The organism is Microbacterium sp. NPDC055455, assembly GCF_053619935.1.
On record NZ_JBSHLB010000001.1, the window covers coordinates 1,260,125 to 1,274,623 of the forward strand.

A 14,499-nucleotide genomic window follows, 5' to 3' on the forward strand; every position below is an offset into this window, starting at 1 on the left:
ACCCGGTTGTCGAGCAGGCGCACGAGCGCCGTATCGAGACACAACAGCTAAGGACACCCCGTGGCACAAGAAGTGCTCACCGACCTCAACAAGGTCCGCAACATCGGCATCATGGCGCACATCGATGCCGGCAAGACGACGACGACCGAGCGCATCCTGTTCTACACGGGCGTCAACCACAAGATCGGCGAGACGCACGACGGCGCTGCCACCACCGACTGGATGGAGCAGGAGCAGGAGCGCGGCATCACGATCACGTCGGCCGCCGTCACCTGCTTCTGGAACAAGAACCAGATCAACATCATCGACACGCCCGGCCACGTGGACTTCACGGTCGAGGTCGAGCGCTCGCTGCGCGTCCTCGACGGCGCGGTCGCCGTGTTCGACGGCAAGGAGGGCGTCGAGCCCCAGTCCGAGACGGTGTGGCGTCAGGCCGACAAGTACGACGTGCCCCGCATCTGCTTCGTCAACAAGATGGACAAGCTGGGCGCCGACTTCTACTTCACGGTCGACACCATCGTCAACCGTCTGAAGGCCAAGCCGCTCGTGCTCCAGCTGCCCATCGGCTCGGAGAGCGACTTCGTGGGCGTCGTCGACCTCGTCGAGATGCGCGCGCTGGTGTGGCCCGGCGACGCCAAGGGCGACGTGACCATGGGCGCCAAGTACGAGATCCAGGAGATCCCGGCCGAGCTCGCCGACAAGGCCGCCGAGTACCGCGAGATCCTGCTCGAGGCCGTCGCCGAGTCCGACGAGGAGCTTCTCGAGAAGCACTTCGGCGGCGAGGAGCTGACGGTCGCCGAGATCAAGGGCGCCATCCGCAAGCTGACCATCGCCTCCGAGCTCTACCCCGTGCTGTGCGGCTCGGCGTTCAAGAACCGCGGCGTGCAGCCGATGCTCGACGCGGTCGTGGACTACCTGCCGTCGCCGCTGGACGTCCCCGCCATCGAGGCGAAGGACCCCAAGAACGAAGAGATCATCATCGAGCGCCACGCCGACCGCGAGGAGCCCTTCGCGGCGCTCGCGTTCAAGATCGTGACGCACCCCTTCTTCGGTCGCCTCACCTACATCCGCGTCTACTCGGGTCACCTCGACTCGGGCGCCCAGGTCGTCAACGCGACCAAGGGCAAGAAGGAGCGCATCGGGAAGATCTTCCAGATGCACGCCAACAAGGAGATGCCGGTCGACTCGGTCACCGCCGGTCACATCTACGCGGTCATCGGCCTCAAGGACACCACCACCGGTGACACCCTGGCCGACTCGAACAACCAGGTCGTCCTCGAGTCGATGACGTTCCCGGAGCCGGTCATCGAGGTGGCCATCGAGCCCAAGACCAAGGCCGACCAGGAGAAGCTGGGTCTGGCGATCCAGAAGCTCGCCGAAGAGGACCCGACGTTCCGCGTCGAGCAGAACGCCGAGACCGGCCAGACGGTCATCAAGGGCATGGGCGAGCTGCACCTCGACATCCTCGTGGACCGCATGAAGCGCGAGTTCCGGGTCGAGGCCAACGTCGGAAAGCCCCAGGTGGCGTACCGCGAGACGATCCGCAAGACCGTCGAGCGTCACGACTACACCCACAAGAAGCAGACCGGCGGTTCGGGCCAGTTCGCGAAGATCCAGTTCGCGCTCGAGCCCCTCGAGGTCACGGCCGACAAGACGTACGAGTTCGAGAACAAGGTCACCGGTGGCCGCATCCCGCGCGAGTACATCGAGCCCACCAACCAGGGCTTCCAGGACGCCATGAACGTCGGCGTGCTCGCCGGCTACCCCATGGTCGGCGTGAAGGCCACCCTCATGGACGGCGCGTCGCACGACGTCGACTCGTCCGAGATGGCGTTCAAGATCGCGGGCTCCATGGGCTTCAAGGAGGCCGTCCGCAAGGCGAACCCCGTCATCCTCGAGCCGCTCATGGCGGTCGAGGTGCGTACTCCCGAGGAGTACATGGGCGACGTCATCGGCGACCTGAACTCGCGTCGCGGCCAGATCCAGTCGATGGAGGACGCCCAGGGCGTCAAGGTCGTGCGTGCGCTGGTCCCGCTCTCGGAGATGTTCGGCTACATCGGCGACCTGCGTTCGAAGACCTCGGGCCGCGCGGTGTACTCGATGGAGTTCGACAGCTACGCCGAGGTTCCTCGCAACGTGGCCGACGAGATCGTCCAGAAGACCAAGGGCGAGTAACCCTGCACTCCGGGATGCCTCGGCGACGAGGCATCCCGGAGCACAACTTCACACAGAATCACCAGAACCGTCTCCACTAAGGTGGAGATATCCCCGTAGACGTCCGGTCGCAAACCAGTGCCCGGAACTTCTACATGACCGTCCTGAGGAGGACCCAGTGGCTAAGGCCAAGTTCGAGCGGACCAAGCCGCACGTGAACATCGGAACGATCGGTCACGTCGACCACGGCAAGACCACGCTCACCGCAGCGATCTCGAAGGTGCTCGCCGACAAGTACCCGTCGGCCACCAACGTGCAGCGTGACTTCGCGTCGATCGACTCCGCTCCCGAGGAGCGTCAGCGCGGTATCACGATCAACATCTCGCACGTCGAGTACGAGACCCCCAAGCGTCACTACGCTCACGTCGACGCCCCGGGTCACGCCGACTACATCAAGAACATGATCACCGGTGCCGCCCAGATGGACGGCGCGATCCTCGTCGTCGCGGCCACTGACGGCCCGATGGCGCAGACGCGCGAGCACGTGCTGCTCGCCAAGCAGGTCGGCGTGCCCTACCTGCTGGTCGCGCTCAACAAGAGCGACATGGTCGACGACGAGGAGATCCTGGAGCTCGTCGAGCTCGAGGTCCGCGAGCTGCTCTCGTCGCAGGACTTCGACGGCGACAACGCCCCCGTCGTGCGCGTCTCGGGCCTGAAGGCTCTCGAGGGCGACGCCGAGTGGGTCGAGAAGATCGTCGAGCTCATGGACGCCGTCGACGAGTCGATCCCCGACCCGGTGCGTGACAAGGACAAGCCGTTCCTCATGCCCATCGAGGACGTCTTCACCATCACCGGCCGTGGCACGGTCGTCACGGGCCGCGCCGAGCGCGGTACCCTCGCGATCAACTCCGAGGTCGAGATCGTGGGTCTGCGCCCGACGCAGAAGACGATCGTCACCGGTATCGAGATGTTCCACAAGCAGCTCGACGAGGCGTGGGCCGGCGAGAACTGTGGTCTGCTCCTGCGCGGCACCAAGCGTGACGACGTCGAGCGCGGCCAGGTCGTCGTGAAGCCCGGTTCGGTCACCCCGCACACCAACTTCGAGGGCACGGCGTACATCCTGTCCAAGGAGGAGGGCGGCCGTCACAACCCGTTCTTCACGAACTACCGTCCGCAGTTCTACTTCCGCACCACCGACGTCACCGGCGTCATCACGCTGCCCGAGGGCACCGAGATGGTCATGCCCGGCGACACCACCGACATGACGGTCGAGCTGATCCAGCCGATCGCCATGGAGGAGGGCCTCGGCTTCGCGATCCGTGAGGGTGGCCGCACCGTCGGCGCCGGCACGGTGACCAAGATCATCAAGTAAGTCCTTTCGGACGTCAGACGGATGCCGCGGCATCCGTCGCCGACAAGGGGTCGGGCTCTCGGAGCCCGGCCCCTTTCGTCGTTACCCCGGACTGTCGCCGGGGCGACGTGACAGGCCAGAATGGCCTCGGCGCACCCCACCCGGGGGTCGCGGTGAGGAGCCGGAATGGGTATCGAGGACATCGTCAACCAGGGGAAGGACTTCCTGGAGCAGAACAAGGACAAGATCGACGACGTCATCAAGTCCGAGCACGCCGAAGGTGTCAGCGACAGCGCTCTCGACGCCGCCGCCGAGTTCGTCAAGAAGGTCGCGCCCGACAGCGTCGACCAGCACGTGGACGGCGTGCGCGAGAACATCGACAAGGCCGTCGGCAACGAGTAGGGCTCAGAGCGAAGGGCGGTCCGCGAGGCGGACCGCCCTTCGTCCGCGCGTCGCGGGGGAGTATCGCGAGCGCGCCGCCGATCTGCGTCGAGCTTCTCTTCGGGGGTCAGAGAGCTTGCGCGACGACCGGCGGGGTCACGGGGGCGCCATGGCGCGCCATCCAGGTGGTGAGGTTCTCGTCGAAGCGCGGGCCGTCGAACTGCTGAGCGTGCCGCACGACCTCCTCCGTCGGCAGGGCGACGGCGCGCGTCGCGGCGGCGACGAGATCGCTTCGAGAACGGGGATCGAACAGCGCGCCGCCGACGCCCTCCCGGATGGATTCGCTGGCACCGCCGACGCGGTTGGCGATCACCGGCGTACCCGCCGCCATCGCCTCGACGGCGACGATGCCGAAGTCCTCGACCGGTGGGAAGACGAACAGGCCGGCGCGCTCCATCAGTGCGAACAGCATCGCGTCGGACGGCGCGACCTGCAGGTGCACGGGTACCCGCGCGGTGCGGCCGCGCTCGCGCAGCTCGCCCTCGAGCGGCCCCGATCCCGCGATGAGGACGGGCATGCCCAGCGCCTCGCCGGCCGCGATCACCAGGTCCAGCCGCTTGTACGGGATGAACCGGGACACCCCGAGCACGAAGTCGCGCGGGAGGGCGTCGAGCCGGCGCCGCTCGCGGTCGGTGAGCTGGTCGCGCCACGCGCCCGACGAGATGTACGAGACGTCGACCGGCGGATTGATGACCGTCGCCTCCACGCCCCACGCCCGCTGCACCCGCTGCGCCACGAAGCGGCTGTTGGCCGCCACGGCGGTCGCGCGCGCCGCGGTGCGCCGGTCGAGGGCCCGCAGCGGCGGGCCGGCGATCCGGGCGGCGAGGTTGTCACCCCGGCCGTCGAGCTCGGGCGCCCACAGGTAGCGGGCCGGGGTGTGCGCGTAGACGAACGTCGGCGTGCCGGGCTGGGTGAACTGGACGTGATGGGCGAACGCGTAGGAGCTCACCAGCGCCCAGTCGGGTGAGCCGTGGGCGGGGCGCCGCCACGCGAGCGGCATGAGCGGCAGCGCGAGCGCCTTGTGATGTCGTAGCGGCGTGCGGGCCAGCCACGTCTCGCGCACCTTGCGGCCGCGGTGCCTGCCGGGCGCGTCGTTCCACAGGCACAGGATGTCCGCGTCGGGGAACAGCCCAGCGAAGCGGTCGACCACGCGCTCGGCACCGCCGACCGCTTCGATCCATTCGGCGACGATCAGCCCGCTCATGCCGTCGTCCTTCCCGGAAGCAGCGCGGCGCGCGCGGTGCGGAGCATGATGACGAAGTCGCCCGCGAGAGTCCAGTTGTCGACGTACGACAGGTCCAGCCGCACCGACTCCTCCCACGACAGCGACGAGCGTCCGCTCACCTGCCAGAGGCCGGTGATGCCCGGTTTGACCATGAATCGCCTGTGCACATGGTCGGCGTACCGCGCCACCTCGCGGGGGAGCGGCGGCCGGGGGCCGACGAGCGACATCGACCCCATCAGGACGTTCACGAGCTGCGGCAGCTCGTCGAGGCTGTACTTGCGCAGGAACCGTCCGATCGGCGTCACGCGAGGGTCGTCCAGCATCTTGAAGAGCACCTCGTTGCCGACCTCGCGTCCGGGCTCGAGGCCGGCGAGCATCTCTTCGGCATCCGGCACCATCGTCCGGAACTTCAGCATCTGGAAGGCGCGGCCGTCCAGGCCGATACGGGTCTGGCGGAACAGCACCGGCCCTGCCGACGTCCTGTTGATGATGAGCGCGAGGGCGGCCATGAGCGGCGCGAAGAAGACCAGCGCGAGGGCGGAGACGGCGATGTCGGCCGTCCGCTTGAGGAAGCGCTGACCCTTGCTGTACCGCGGCGTCTCGACGTGGATCAGCGGCAGGCCCGCGACCGGACGGGTGTGGATGCGCGGACCGACGATGTCGGCGATGCTCGGCGCCAGGATGAGGTGACGGCGGTCGGCCTCGAGGGCCCACGAGATGCGCTTGACCCCGGACGGCGGGAGCTCGTCGGTGCTGGTCACCGCGACGGTGTCGGCCCCGGCGGCGTCGAGCGCCCCCAGAACGCCTCGGATGTCGCCGCGCACCGGGATGTCGGTGCCCGGCACGGTCTGCCCCGGCTGCCCGTCCGGGATGCAGGCGCCCACGACGTGGTAGCCGGCGCTCGGGGACCGGCGCAGCGCGGCGGCGATCTGCGCGACCGACTCGCTCGAGCCGACCAGGAGCACCGTGGCGCTCCAGTCGCCGCTGACGCGGCGCGTGATCAGCCAGCGCCGCCACGCCCAGCGCTCGATGAGCAGGAGCGCGATCCCCAGCGGGAAGCTGATGAGCAGGTACCCGCGGGCGACGTCCACGCGCAGCAGGAACGCCAGGATCGCGATGATCCCGAACAGGCGCGTGCTCACCGAGATGATGCGGGTGTACTCGGCCGACCCGCTGCCCGCGATCCGCGCGCTGCGCGAGTCGACGAGGCTCAGCGACCACATCCACACGGCCAGCAGAATCGCCGAGAACGCCCAGTACGACGCGCCCGTCAGGAACGAGTCCTCGCGGATCACCACGTTCGAGCTGTCGAGTCCGAACCACGCGATCTGCGTGCCGAACACGACCCCGGCGAGCACCGCGAGATCGCTCAGCCACAGCCGGCGCGAGTATCGATCCCGCCAATGGTCCGTGCCGGTCGGCCGCGCGGGTGCGCGATCGACGCGAGCGACGGTCTCCCCAGACTCGACCCGCTTCTTGGAACTTCTTGTCAATGCGTCGACATACGGCCTTTTAGCCGCGTCGACAAAATGCGACGCCACTGCTTTCCCTCCCCGTCGCAACCGCACGCAGTCCTTCGGGTCCTGCGTGCCGACGGAACTCCCCAGTTCGCCAGCGGTTGCGTGTGGTCATTCTGCCACGACCTCGCCGGTGCGGGAAGCACCGGGCGCAAACTCGGCTCGGCGAGCCTGCTCGGGCGGGTGCCAGGCTGGGAAGGCGCCGAGCATAGCCGCGTCCCGACACGCCCGAGTTTGCGACACGCCCGGGCTGCACGTAGACTAGTGAGGTTCCACATTCCGGCGCCCCTCTTGGCGTGCGCCGGATCACTGCCAGGGCAGTGCATAGGCAGCGCACATGCGCAGAGTCCTAGGCCGCGGGCAGCAGAACCACCACATCTCGAGTCCACCCACTGCGGAGCACCGTTTCGCGTGGGCGGAGAACGGATGACGGGAGCAGCGCTTCGGCGCGGCATCCGGATTGACATGAGAACAGCGGTGCCCCTCGACGGGCTCGGCGGCCGGAAGGTCGCCGGCCGCGAGAAATGTGCCCGGCGCGCAAGCGCCATGTGCGTCCAATGCCCGAGAGGTACGACGCGGAAAGAGAGTGAGCAGACTATGGCGGGACAGAAGATCCGCATTCGCCTGAAGTCGTACGACCACGAGGTCATCGACTCGTCGGCGCGGAAGATCGTCGACACCGTGACCCGTGCGGGCGCGACGGTCGTGGGCCCCGTGCCCCTTCCGACGGAGAAGAACGTGATCGCCGTGATCCGTTCTCCCCACAAGTACAAGGACAGCCGCGAGCACTTCGAGATGCGCACCCACAAGCGTCTGATCGACATCGTCGACCCGACGCCCAAGGCGGTCGACTCGCTCATGCGCCTCGACCTTCCGGCCGATGTCAACATCGAGATCAAGCTCTGAGGTTCGACATGGCTGACATCAACTCCAAGGTTTCCAAGGGCCTGCTCGGCACCAAGCTCGGCATGACCCAGGTCTGGGACGAGAACGGCAAGCTCGTTCCCGTCACCGTGATCGAGATCGCTCCGAACGTCGTGACCCAGGTCCGCACGCCGGAGAAGGACGGCTACAAGGCCGTCCAGATCGGCTACGGCCAGATCGACCCCCGCAAGGTGAACCAGCCCCTGACGGCCCACTTCGAGGCCGCCGGTGTCACCCCGCGCCGTCACCTCACCGAGATCCGCACCGCGGACGCCGCTGACTACTCACTCGGTCAGGAGCTCACGGTGGACGGCACGTTCGAGGCCGGCCAGCTGGTCGACGTCGTCGGCACCAGCAAGGGCAAGGGCACCGCGGGTGTCATGAAGCGCCACAACTTCAAGGGCGTCTCCGCCTCGCACGGTGCGCACCGCAACCACCGCAAGCCCGGTTCGATCGGCGCCTCGTCGACCCCGAGCCGCGTTTTCAAGGGCATGCGCATGGCCGGCCGTATGGGTGGCGAGCGCGTGACCGTCCTCAACCTCACGGTGCACGCCGTCGACGCCGAGAAGGGTCTGCTGCTCGTCAAGGGCGCCGTCCCCGGCGCGCGCGGCCGCATCGTCTACGTCCGCAACGCAGTGAAGGGTGCCTGATCGCATGGCTGACTCGACTCTCGCGCTCGACGTCGTGAACGCAGACGGCAAGAAGGCCGGCTCCATCGAGCTGCCCGCCGCGCTGTTCGACGTCAAGACGAACATTCCGCTCATCCACCAGGTCGTCGTCGCGCAGCTCGCGGCGGCTCGCCAGGGCACCCACTCGACCAAGCGTCGCGGTGAGGTCTCGGGCGCCGGCCGCAAGCCCTTCAAGCAGAAGGGCACGGGCAACGCCCGCCAGGGCTCGATCCGCGCGCCGCAGATGACCGGCGGTGGAATCGTGCACGGCCCGAAGCCGCGCGACTACTCGCAGCGCACCCCCAAGAAGATGATCGCGGCCGCCCTCCTCGGCGCGCTCAGCGACCGCGCCCGCGGCGAGCGTCTCCACGTCGTGGAGTCGTTCGGCATCGAGGGTGCTCCGTCGACCAGGGCCGCCGCCGCGGTGCTCACGGGTCTCGGCGCCGTCAAGAACGTGCTCGTGGTGGTGGACCGCTCCGACGACATCAACGTGCTGAGCGTCCGCAACATCCCGTTCGCGCACGTGCTGCCGTTCGACCAGCTCAACGCCTACGACGTGCTCGTCTCGGACGACATCGTCTTCACCAAGGCCGCCTACGACGCGTTCGTCGCGTCCAAGACCGCCACCACCGAGGAGGCCTCGGCATGACCGCCGTCAACAAGGACCCGCGCGACATCATCCTGAAGCCGGTCGTTTCGGAGAAGAGCTACGGGCTCATCGACGAGGGCAAGTACACCTTCCTCGTCGACCCCCGCGCCTCGAAGACCGAGATCAAGCTCGCGATCGAGAAGATCTTCGGCGTCAAGGTCGCAGCGGTCAACACGCTCAACCGCACGGGCAAGGCTCGTCGCACCCGCTTCGGCACCGGCAAGCGCAAGGACACCAAGCGCGCCATCGTGACCCTGAAGTCGGGCACCATCGACATCTTCACGGCAGTCGGCTGACGGTCGGGACAGAGGACTAGAGAACTATGGCTATTCGCAAGTACAAGCCCACGACCCCGGGTCGCCGCGGCTCGTCGGTGGCCGACTTCGCCGAGATCACCCGATCGACGCCCGAGAAGTCGCTCCTCCGCCCGCTCAGCAAGACCGGTGGCCGCAACAACCAGGGCCGCATCACCACCCGCCACATCGGCGGTGGCCACAAGCGTCAGTACCGCGTCATCGACTTCCGTCGCAATGACAAGGACGGCGTCAACGCCAAGGTCGCTCACATCGAGTACGACCCCAACCGCACCGCGCGCATCGCGCTCCTGCACTACTTCGACGGCGAGAAGCGCTACATCCTCGCGCCGAACAAGCTGGCGCAGGGCGACATCGTCGAGTCGGGCGCCTCGGCTGACATCAAGCCGGGCAACAACCTGCCGCTGAAGAACATCCCCACCGGTACCGTGATCCACGCCATCGAGCTCCGCCCCGGCGGCGGCGCGAAGCTGGCGCGCTCGGCCGGCACGTCGGTTCGCCTCGTGGCGAAGGACGGCCCCTACGCCCAGCTGCGTCTGCCCTCGGGCGAGATCCGCAACGTCGACGCGCGCTGCCGCGCGACCGTCGGCGAGGTCGGCAACGCCGAGCAGTCGAACATCAACTGGGGCAAGGCCGGCCGCAACCGCTGGAAGGGCATCCGCCCGACCGTCCGCGGTGTCGCGATGAACCCCGTCGACCACCCGCACGGTGGTGGTGAGGGTAAGACCTCCGGTGGTCGTCACCCGGTTTCGCCGTGGGGTCAGGCCGAAGGCCGCACCCGTCACGCGAACAAGGAAAGCGACAAGTACATCGTCCGTCGTCGCAACGCCGGCAAGAAGCGGAAGTAGGAGTAGAGGAAGATGCCTCGCAGCCTTAAGAAGGGCCCCTTCGTCGACGAGCACCTGCTTCGCAAGGTCGTCGTCCAGAACGAAGCCGGCACCAAGAACGTCATCAAGACCTGGTCGCGCCGTTCGATGATCATCCCGGCCATGCTGGGTCACACCATCGCCGTGCACGACGGTCGCAAGCACATCCCCGTGTTCGTGACCGAGACCATGGTCGGCCACAAGCTGGGCGAGTTCGCGCCCACCCGCACCTTCCGCGGCCACGTGAAGGACGACAAGAAGGGCCGCCGCCGCTGACGCGGGGGCAGAGGAGAGAGAAATGGTGGAGTCCATCGCACGCGTGCGACACATCCGCGTGACCCCTCAGAAGGCTCGTCGTGTCGTCGCGCTCATCAAGGGCAAGCAGGCTGAGGAGGCCCTGGCCATCCTCAAGTTCGCGCCGCAGGGTGCGAGCGAGCCGATCTACAAGCTCGTCGCCTCGGCGATCGCGAACGCTCGCGTGAAGGCCGACAAGGACGGCGAGTACCTGGACGAGCAGGACCTGTACGTGAAGAACGCGTACGTGGACGAGGGCACGACGCTCAAGCGTTTCCAGCCCCGTGCACAGGGCCGCGCCTTCCAGATCAAGAAGCGCACCAGCCACATCACCGTCGTGCTCTCGACCCCCGAGGTCGCGGAGACGGCGCCGGCTGCCAAGAGCAAGAAGGCGAGCAAGTAATGGGACAGAAGGTCAACCCGTACGGCTTCCGCCTCGGCATCACCACGGACCACGTGTCGCGTTGGTTCTCGGACTCGACGAAGCCCGGACAGCGCTACGCCGACTACGTGGCCGAGGACATCAAGATCCGTCGCCTGCTGACGACGTCGCTTGACCGCGCCGGCGTGAGCAACATCGAGATCGAGCGCACGCGTGACCGCGTCCGCGTCGACATCCACACCGCCCGCCCGGGCATCGTGATCGGCCGCCGCGGCGCCGAGGCCGAGCGCATCCGTGCCGACCTCGAGAAGCTCACCGGCAAGCAGATCCAGCTGAACATCCTCGAGGTCAAGAACCCCGAGGCCGACGCCCAGCTCGTCGCGCAGGGCATCGCCGAGCAGCTCACCGCTCGCGTGGCGTTCCGCCGCGCGATGCGCAAGGGCCTGCAGGGCGCTCAGCGCGCCGGCGCCAAGGGCGTCCGCATCCAGGTCTCCGGCCGCCTCGGCGGCGCCGAGATGAGCCGCTCGGAGTTCTACCGCGAGGGTCGTGTGCCGCTGCACACGCTGCGCGCGAACATCGACTACGGCTTCTACGAGGCCAAGACCACCTTCGGCCGCATCGGCGTGAAGGTCTGGATCTACAAGGGCGACCTGACCAACAAGGAGCTCGCTCGCGAGCAGGCCAACCAGAAGCCGGCGCGCGAGCGCGGCGACCGCCGTGGCCCCCGTGGCGACCGTGGCGACCGCGGTGACCGCGGTGACCGCCGCAACGAGGCCCCCGTGGCAGAAGGAGCGTCGGCGTAATGCTCATCCCCCGCAAGGTCAAGTACCGCAAGCAGCACCACCCCGGCCGCTCGGGCCAGGCCACCGGCGGCACGAAGGTCTCCTTCGGCGAGTTCGGCATCCAGGCCCTCACGCCCGCGTACGTGACGAACCGTCAGATCGAGTCCGCTCGTATCGCGATGACCCGTCACATCAAGCGCGGCGGCAAGGTGTGGATCAACATCTACCCCGACCGTCCGCTCACCAAGAAGCCGGCCGAGACCCGCATGGGTTCCGGTAAGGGCTCGCCGGAGTGGTGGGTCGCGAACGTCAAGCCGGGTCGCGTCCTCTTCGAGGTCGCCGGCGTCAACGAGGAACTCGCTCGTGAGGCGCTGACCCGTGCCATCCACAAGCTGCCTCTCAAGGCACGCATCATCAAGCGCGAGGAGGGCGACGCGTAATGGCGATCGGCACCAAGACGCTCGCTCCGAGCGAGCTCGACACGTTCGAAGACCAGCGCCTCGTCGAGGAGCTGCGCAAGGCCAAGGAAGAGCTGTTCAACCTGCGCTTCCAGTCGGCCACCGGCCAGCTCGAGAGCCACGGCCGCATCCGTGCGGTCAAGCGCGACATCGCGCGGCTCTACACCGTGATCCGTGAGCGCGAGCTCGGCATCCGTGCCACGCCCGCTCCGCTGGAGACGGCGACGAAGGCGAAGAAGACGAAGGCCAAGAAGGCGGATGCCGCCGACTCGGCCGCGAAGGAAGAGGCCGAGTGATGGCTGAGAAGAAGCAGGCCGAGGTCGCCGCCAAGGGCCACGAGTCGGCCGAGCACGACGTGCGCGACGCGGACGCCCGTGGCTACCGCAAGGCCCGCCGCGGCTACGTCGTCAGCGACAAGATGGACAAGACCATCGTCGTCGAGGTCGAGGACCGCGTGAAGCACCCGCTGTACGGCAAGGTCATCCGCCGCACCTCCAAGGTGAAGGCGCACGACGAGGGCAACACGGCCGGCATCGGCGACCTCGTCCTCATCAACGAGACCCGCCCGCTGAGCGCGACCAAGCGCTGGCGTCTGGTCGAGATCCTGGAGAAGGCCAAGTGATTCAGAACGAGTCCCGCCTCAAGGTCGCCGACAACACGGGTGCCAAGGAGCTGCTCACCATCCGCGTCCTCGGTGGCTCGAACCGCCGCTACGCGGGCGTGGGTGACATCATCGTGGCCACCGTCAAGGACGCGATCCCGGGCGGCAACGTCAAGAAGGGCGACGTGGTCAAGGCCGTCGTCGTCCGCACCGTCAAGCAGACCCGTCGTCCCGACGGCTCGTACATCAAGTTCGACGAGAACGCCGCCGTCATCCTGAAGAACGACGGGGAGCCCCGCGGCACCCGCATCTTCGGACCGGTCGGCCGTGAGCTTCGCGACAAGAAGTTCATGAAGATCGTCTCGCTCGCACCGGAGGTGATCTGACCCCATGGCCAAGATCAAGAAGGGCGACCTGGTTCAGGTCATCTCGGGCGCCAAGCCCGAGCGCGGCGGCGACCGCGGCAAGCAGGGCAAGGTCCTCGAGGTCCTTGCCGAGCAGAACCGCGTGATCGTCGAGGGCGTGAACTACGTCACCAAGCACAACCGCGTCGGCCAGTCGCAGCGCGGCACCAAGACGGGCGGCATCGAGACGATGGAAGCCCCGATCCACATCTCCAACGTCCAGCTCGTGGACCCCTCGACCAAGAAGCCGACCCGTGTCGGCCACCGCGTCGAGGAGCAGACGAAGGACGGCGTGAAGCGCAACGTCCGCGTGCGCTACGCGAAGAAGTCAGGCAAGGACCTCTGAACATGAGCACCACTGCCGTGGAGGCTGGCAAGATCCAGCCCCGCCTGAAGCAGAAGTACAACACCGAGATCAAGAAGGCCCTGCAGGACGAGTTCGGCTACGCCAACGTCATGCAGACGCCCGGCCTGGTCAAGGTCGTCGTGAACACCGGTGTCGGCGAGGCAGCTCGCGACAGCAAGGTGATCGATGGCGCGGTCGACGACCTCACCAAGATCACCGGCCAGAAGCCGGTCGTGACCAAGGCCCGCAAGTCCATCGCGCAGTTCAAGCTGCGCGAGGGCCAGGCCATCGGCGCGCACGTCACCCTCCGCGGTGACCGCGCGTGGGAGTTCATCGACCGTCTGGTCAACCTGGCGCTGCCCCGCATCCGCGACTTCCGCGGCCTGTCGGGCGCCCAGTTCGACGGCAACGGCAACTACACCTTCGGTCTCCAGGAGCAGTCCGTGTTCCACGAGATCAACCAGGACAAGATCGACCGCGTCCGCGGCTTCGACATCACCATCGTGACGTCGGCGAAGACGGACGACGAGGGCCGCGCGCTCCTGCGCCACCTCGGCTTCCCGTTCAAGTCGGACGACGCCCAGGCGTGATCCATTGACGGATGCCGCGACCGGCGCGAAGGCGGCGGTCGCGGCATCCGATCCCATAACTGAACACCGTCATCATGGAAGGTCGTCTGTCGTGTAACGGCAGCCGAAACCTCGTGAACAAAGGAATCAACTCATGACAATGACAGACCCGGTCGCAGACATGCTGACCCGTCTGCGCAACGCGAACTCGGCGCACCACGACTCCGTGTCGCTGCCGAGCTCCAAGCTCAAGACCCACATCGCCGAGATCCTCAAGCAGGAGGGCTACATCTCGTCGTGGGAGGTCAGCGACGCACGCGTCGGCCAGACCCTCACGCTGACGCTCAAGTACGGCCCGAACCGCGAGCGGTCGATCGCCGGCATCAAGCGCGTCTCCAAGCCCGGTCTGCGCGTCTACGCGAAGTCGACCGAGATCCCCCGCGTGCTCGGCGGGCTCGGCGTGGCCATCCTGTCCACCTCCTCTGGCCTCCTCACGGACCGCCAGGCCGAGCAGAAGGGCGTGGGTGGGGAAGTCCTCGCCTACGTGTGGTGAT

20 protein-coding genes are annotated in these 14,499 nt (G+C 67.4%); 18 read left to right on the forward strand and 2 right to left on the reverse strand.

The genetic code is table 11. The features are described from left to right. Positions 1-60 precede the first annotated feature (60 nt). The 3 genes from fusA (at position 61) to ACWGUG_RS05515 (ending at position 3,907) form a co-directional block, all read left to right on the forward strand. Positions 61-2,175 (forward strand): elongation factor G, encoded by a 2,115-nt coding sequence (gene fusA / locus ACWGUG_RS05505; protein ID WP_336398071.1) that lies wholly within the window; start codon positions 61-63, stop codon positions 2,173-2,175. Between the two features lie 157 nt (positions 2,176-2,332). Further along, positions 2,333-3,526: an elongation factor Tu gene (tuf, locus tag ACWGUG_RS05510; protein ID WP_336398072.1), complete on the forward strand. Its 1,194-nt coding sequence runs from the start codon at positions 2,333-2,335 to the stop codon at positions 3,524-3,526. Positions 3,527-3,691: 165 nt separating this feature from the next. Further along, the gene (locus ACWGUG_RS05515; RefSeq protein ID WP_336398073.1) at positions 3,692-3,907 is read left to right on the forward strand and encodes a hypothetical protein; all 216 of its coding nucleotides are present in this window, start codon (positions 3,692-3,694) and stop codon (positions 3,905-3,907) included. Between the two features lie 106 nt (positions 3,908-4,013). Here the strand turns inward: ACWGUG_RS05515 and ACWGUG_RS05520 are convergent, their stop codons facing one another. Continuing rightward, positions 4,014-5,150, reverse strand: a complete 1,137-nt coding sequence (locus ACWGUG_RS05520) for a glycosyltransferase (protein ID WP_452324068.1) — start codon at positions 5,148-5,150, stop codon at positions 4,014-4,016. Next, positions 5,147-6,712, reverse strand: coding sequence for a sugar transferase (locus tag ACWGUG_RS05525; RefSeq protein WP_452324069.1), 1,566 nt, complete (start codon positions 6,710-6,712; stop codon positions 5,147-5,149). The genes ACWGUG_RS05520 and ACWGUG_RS05525 overlap by 4 nt, the downstream gene beginning before the upstream one ends. A 573-nt stretch (positions 6,713-7,285) precedes the next feature. Here ACWGUG_RS05525 and rpsJ point away from each other — a divergent pair. From rpsJ to rpsH, 15 genes are all read left to right on the forward strand, one after another. Next, positions 7,286-7,594, forward strand: a complete 309-nt coding sequence (gene rpsJ / locus ACWGUG_RS05530; RefSeq protein WP_106816553.1) for a 30S ribosomal protein S10 — start codon at positions 7,286-7,288, stop codon at positions 7,592-7,594. 8 nt (positions 7,595-7,602) lie between these two features. After that, entirely contained in the window at positions 7,603-8,262 is a 660-nt protein-coding gene (rplC, locus tag ACWGUG_RS05535) for a 50S ribosomal protein L3 (protein ID WP_336398077.1), read from the forward strand. A gap of 4 nt (positions 8,263-8,266) precedes the next feature. Next, a complete protein-coding gene (gene rplD / locus ACWGUG_RS05540; RefSeq protein ID WP_336398078.1) occupies positions 8,267-8,929 on the forward strand; it encodes a 50S ribosomal protein L4 in 663 nt (220 codons plus the stop codon). Beyond that, a complete protein-coding gene (rplW, locus tag ACWGUG_RS05545; RefSeq protein ID WP_045301485.1) occupies positions 8,926-9,225 on the forward strand; it encodes a 50S ribosomal protein L23 in 300 nt (99 codons plus the stop codon). Before rplD ends, rplW begins: the two co-directional genes overlap by 4 nt. Before the next feature lie 26 nt (positions 9,226-9,251). After that, positions 9,252-10,091: a 50S ribosomal protein L2 gene (gene rplB, locus ACWGUG_RS05550; protein WP_194414505.1), complete on the forward strand. Its 840-nt coding sequence runs from the start codon at positions 9,252-9,254 to the stop codon at positions 10,089-10,091. 12 nt (positions 10,092-10,103) lie between these two features. Next, positions 10,104-10,385 carry a 30S ribosomal protein S19 gene (gene rpsS / locus ACWGUG_RS05555; protein WP_018171448.1) on the forward strand — a complete coding sequence of 94 codons (282 nt, stop codon included), beginning with the start codon at positions 10,104-10,106 and terminating at the stop codon, positions 10,383-10,385. 22 nt (positions 10,386-10,407) lie between these two features. After that, positions 10,408-10,806 (forward strand): 50S ribosomal protein L22, encoded by a 399-nt coding sequence (gene rplV / locus ACWGUG_RS05560; protein WP_109210486.1) that lies wholly within the window; start codon positions 10,408-10,410, stop codon positions 10,804-10,806. Next, entirely contained in the window at positions 10,806-11,588 is a 783-nt protein-coding gene (gene rpsC, locus ACWGUG_RS05565) for a 30S ribosomal protein S3 (RefSeq protein ID WP_452324070.1), read from the forward strand. The genes rplV and rpsC overlap by 1 nt, the downstream gene beginning before the upstream one ends. Further along, entirely contained in the window at positions 11,588-12,007 is a 420-nt protein-coding gene (rplP, locus tag ACWGUG_RS05570; RefSeq protein WP_018171451.1) for a 50S ribosomal protein L16, read from the forward strand. The genes rpsC and rplP overlap by 1 nt, the downstream gene beginning before the upstream one ends. Then, complete coding sequence (gene rpmC, locus ACWGUG_RS05575) at positions 12,007-12,321, forward strand: 50S ribosomal protein L29 (protein ID WP_318354390.1); 315 nt, start codon at positions 12,007-12,009, stop codon at positions 12,319-12,321. The genes rplP and rpmC overlap by 1 nt, the downstream gene beginning before the upstream one ends. Next, on the forward strand, positions 12,321-12,647 hold the full coding sequence (gene rpsQ, locus ACWGUG_RS05580) for a 30S ribosomal protein S17 (protein WP_336398079.1): 327 nt from the start codon (positions 12,321-12,323) through the stop codon (positions 12,645-12,647). Before rpmC ends, rpsQ begins: the two co-directional genes overlap by 1 nt. After that, complete coding sequence (gene rplN, locus ACWGUG_RS05585) at positions 12,644-13,012, forward strand: 50S ribosomal protein L14 (protein WP_336398080.1); 369 nt, start codon at positions 12,644-12,646, stop codon at positions 13,010-13,012. The genes rpsQ and rplN overlap by 4 nt, the downstream gene beginning before the upstream one ends. 4 nt (positions 13,013-13,016) lie before the next feature. Beyond that, entirely contained in the window at positions 13,017-13,376 is a 360-nt protein-coding gene (gene rplX / locus ACWGUG_RS05590; RefSeq protein ID WP_172990762.1) for a 50S ribosomal protein L24, read from the forward strand. Between the two features lie 2 nt (positions 13,377-13,378). After that, positions 13,379-13,966 (forward strand): 50S ribosomal protein L5, encoded by a 588-nt coding sequence (rplE, locus tag ACWGUG_RS05595; protein ID WP_336398081.1) that lies wholly within the window; start codon positions 13,379-13,381, stop codon positions 13,964-13,966. Positions 13,967-14,099: 133 nt separating this feature from the next. Beyond that, a complete protein-coding gene (gene rpsH, locus ACWGUG_RS05600) occupies positions 14,100-14,498 on the forward strand; it encodes a 30S ribosomal protein S8 (RefSeq protein ID WP_318354393.1) in 399 nt (132 codons plus the stop codon). Position 14,499 lies beyond the last annotated feature (1 nt).

Excerpts from the sequence above, each read along its gene's own strand:
- rplW (WP_045301485.1), top strand. The coding sequence starts at position 8,926 with ATGACCGCCGTCAACAAGGACCCGCGCGACATCATCCTGAAGCCGGTC.
- rpmC (WP_318354390.1), top strand. The coding sequence starts at position 12,007 with ATGGCGATCGGCACCAAGACGCTCGCTCCGAGCGAGCTCGACACGTTC.
- rpsH (WP_318354393.1), top strand. The coding sequence starts at position 14,100 with ATGACAATGACAGACCCGGTCGCAGACATGCTGACCCGTCTGCGCAAC.
- rplP (WP_018171451.1), top strand. The coding sequence starts at position 11,588 with ATGCTCATCCCCCGCAAGGTCAAGTACCGCAAGCAGCACCACCCCGGC.
- rplX (WP_172990762.1), top strand. The coding sequence starts at position 13,017 with ATGGCCAAGATCAAGAAGGGCGACCTGGTTCAGGTCATCTCGGGCGCC.
- rplV (WP_109210486.1), top strand. The coding sequence starts at position 10,408 with ATGGTGGAGTCCATCGCACGCGTGCGACACATCCGCGTGACCCCTCAG.
- ACWGUG_RS05515 (WP_336398073.1), top strand. The coding sequence starts at position 3,692 with ATGGGTATCGAGGACATCGTCAACCAGGGGAAGGACTTCCTGGAGCAG.
- rplB (WP_194414505.1), top strand. The coding sequence starts at position 9,252 with ATGGCTATTCGCAAGTACAAGCCCACGACCCCGGGTCGCCGCGGCTCG.
- rplE (WP_336398081.1), top strand. The coding sequence starts at position 13,379 with ATGAGCACCACTGCCGTGGAGGCTGGCAAGATCCAGCCCCGCCTGAAG.
- rpsQ (WP_336398079.1), top strand. The coding sequence starts at position 12,321 with ATGGCTGAGAAGAAGCAGGCCGAGGTCGCCGCCAAGGGCCACGAGTCG.
- rpsC (WP_452324070.1), top strand. The coding sequence starts at position 10,806 with ATGGGACAGAAGGTCAACCCGTACGGCTTCCGCCTCGGCATCACCACG.
- rplC (WP_336398077.1), top strand. The coding sequence starts at position 7,603 with ATGGCTGACATCAACTCCAAGGTTTCCAAGGGCCTGCTCGGCACCAAG.
- rplD (WP_336398078.1), top strand. The coding sequence starts at position 8,267 with ATGGCTGACTCGACTCTCGCGCTCGACGTCGTGAACGCAGACGGCAAG.
- rpsS (WP_018171448.1), top strand. The coding sequence starts at position 10,104 with ATGCCTCGCAGCCTTAAGAAGGGCCCCTTCGTCGACGAGCACCTGCTT.
- ACWGUG_RS05520 (WP_452324068.1), bottom strand. The coding sequence starts at position 5,150 with ATGAGCGGGCTGATCGTCGCCGAATGGATCGAAGCGGTCGGCGGTGCC.
- rpsJ (WP_106816553.1), top strand. The coding sequence starts at position 7,286 with ATGGCGGGACAGAAGATCCGCATTCGCCTGAAGTCGTACGACCACGAG.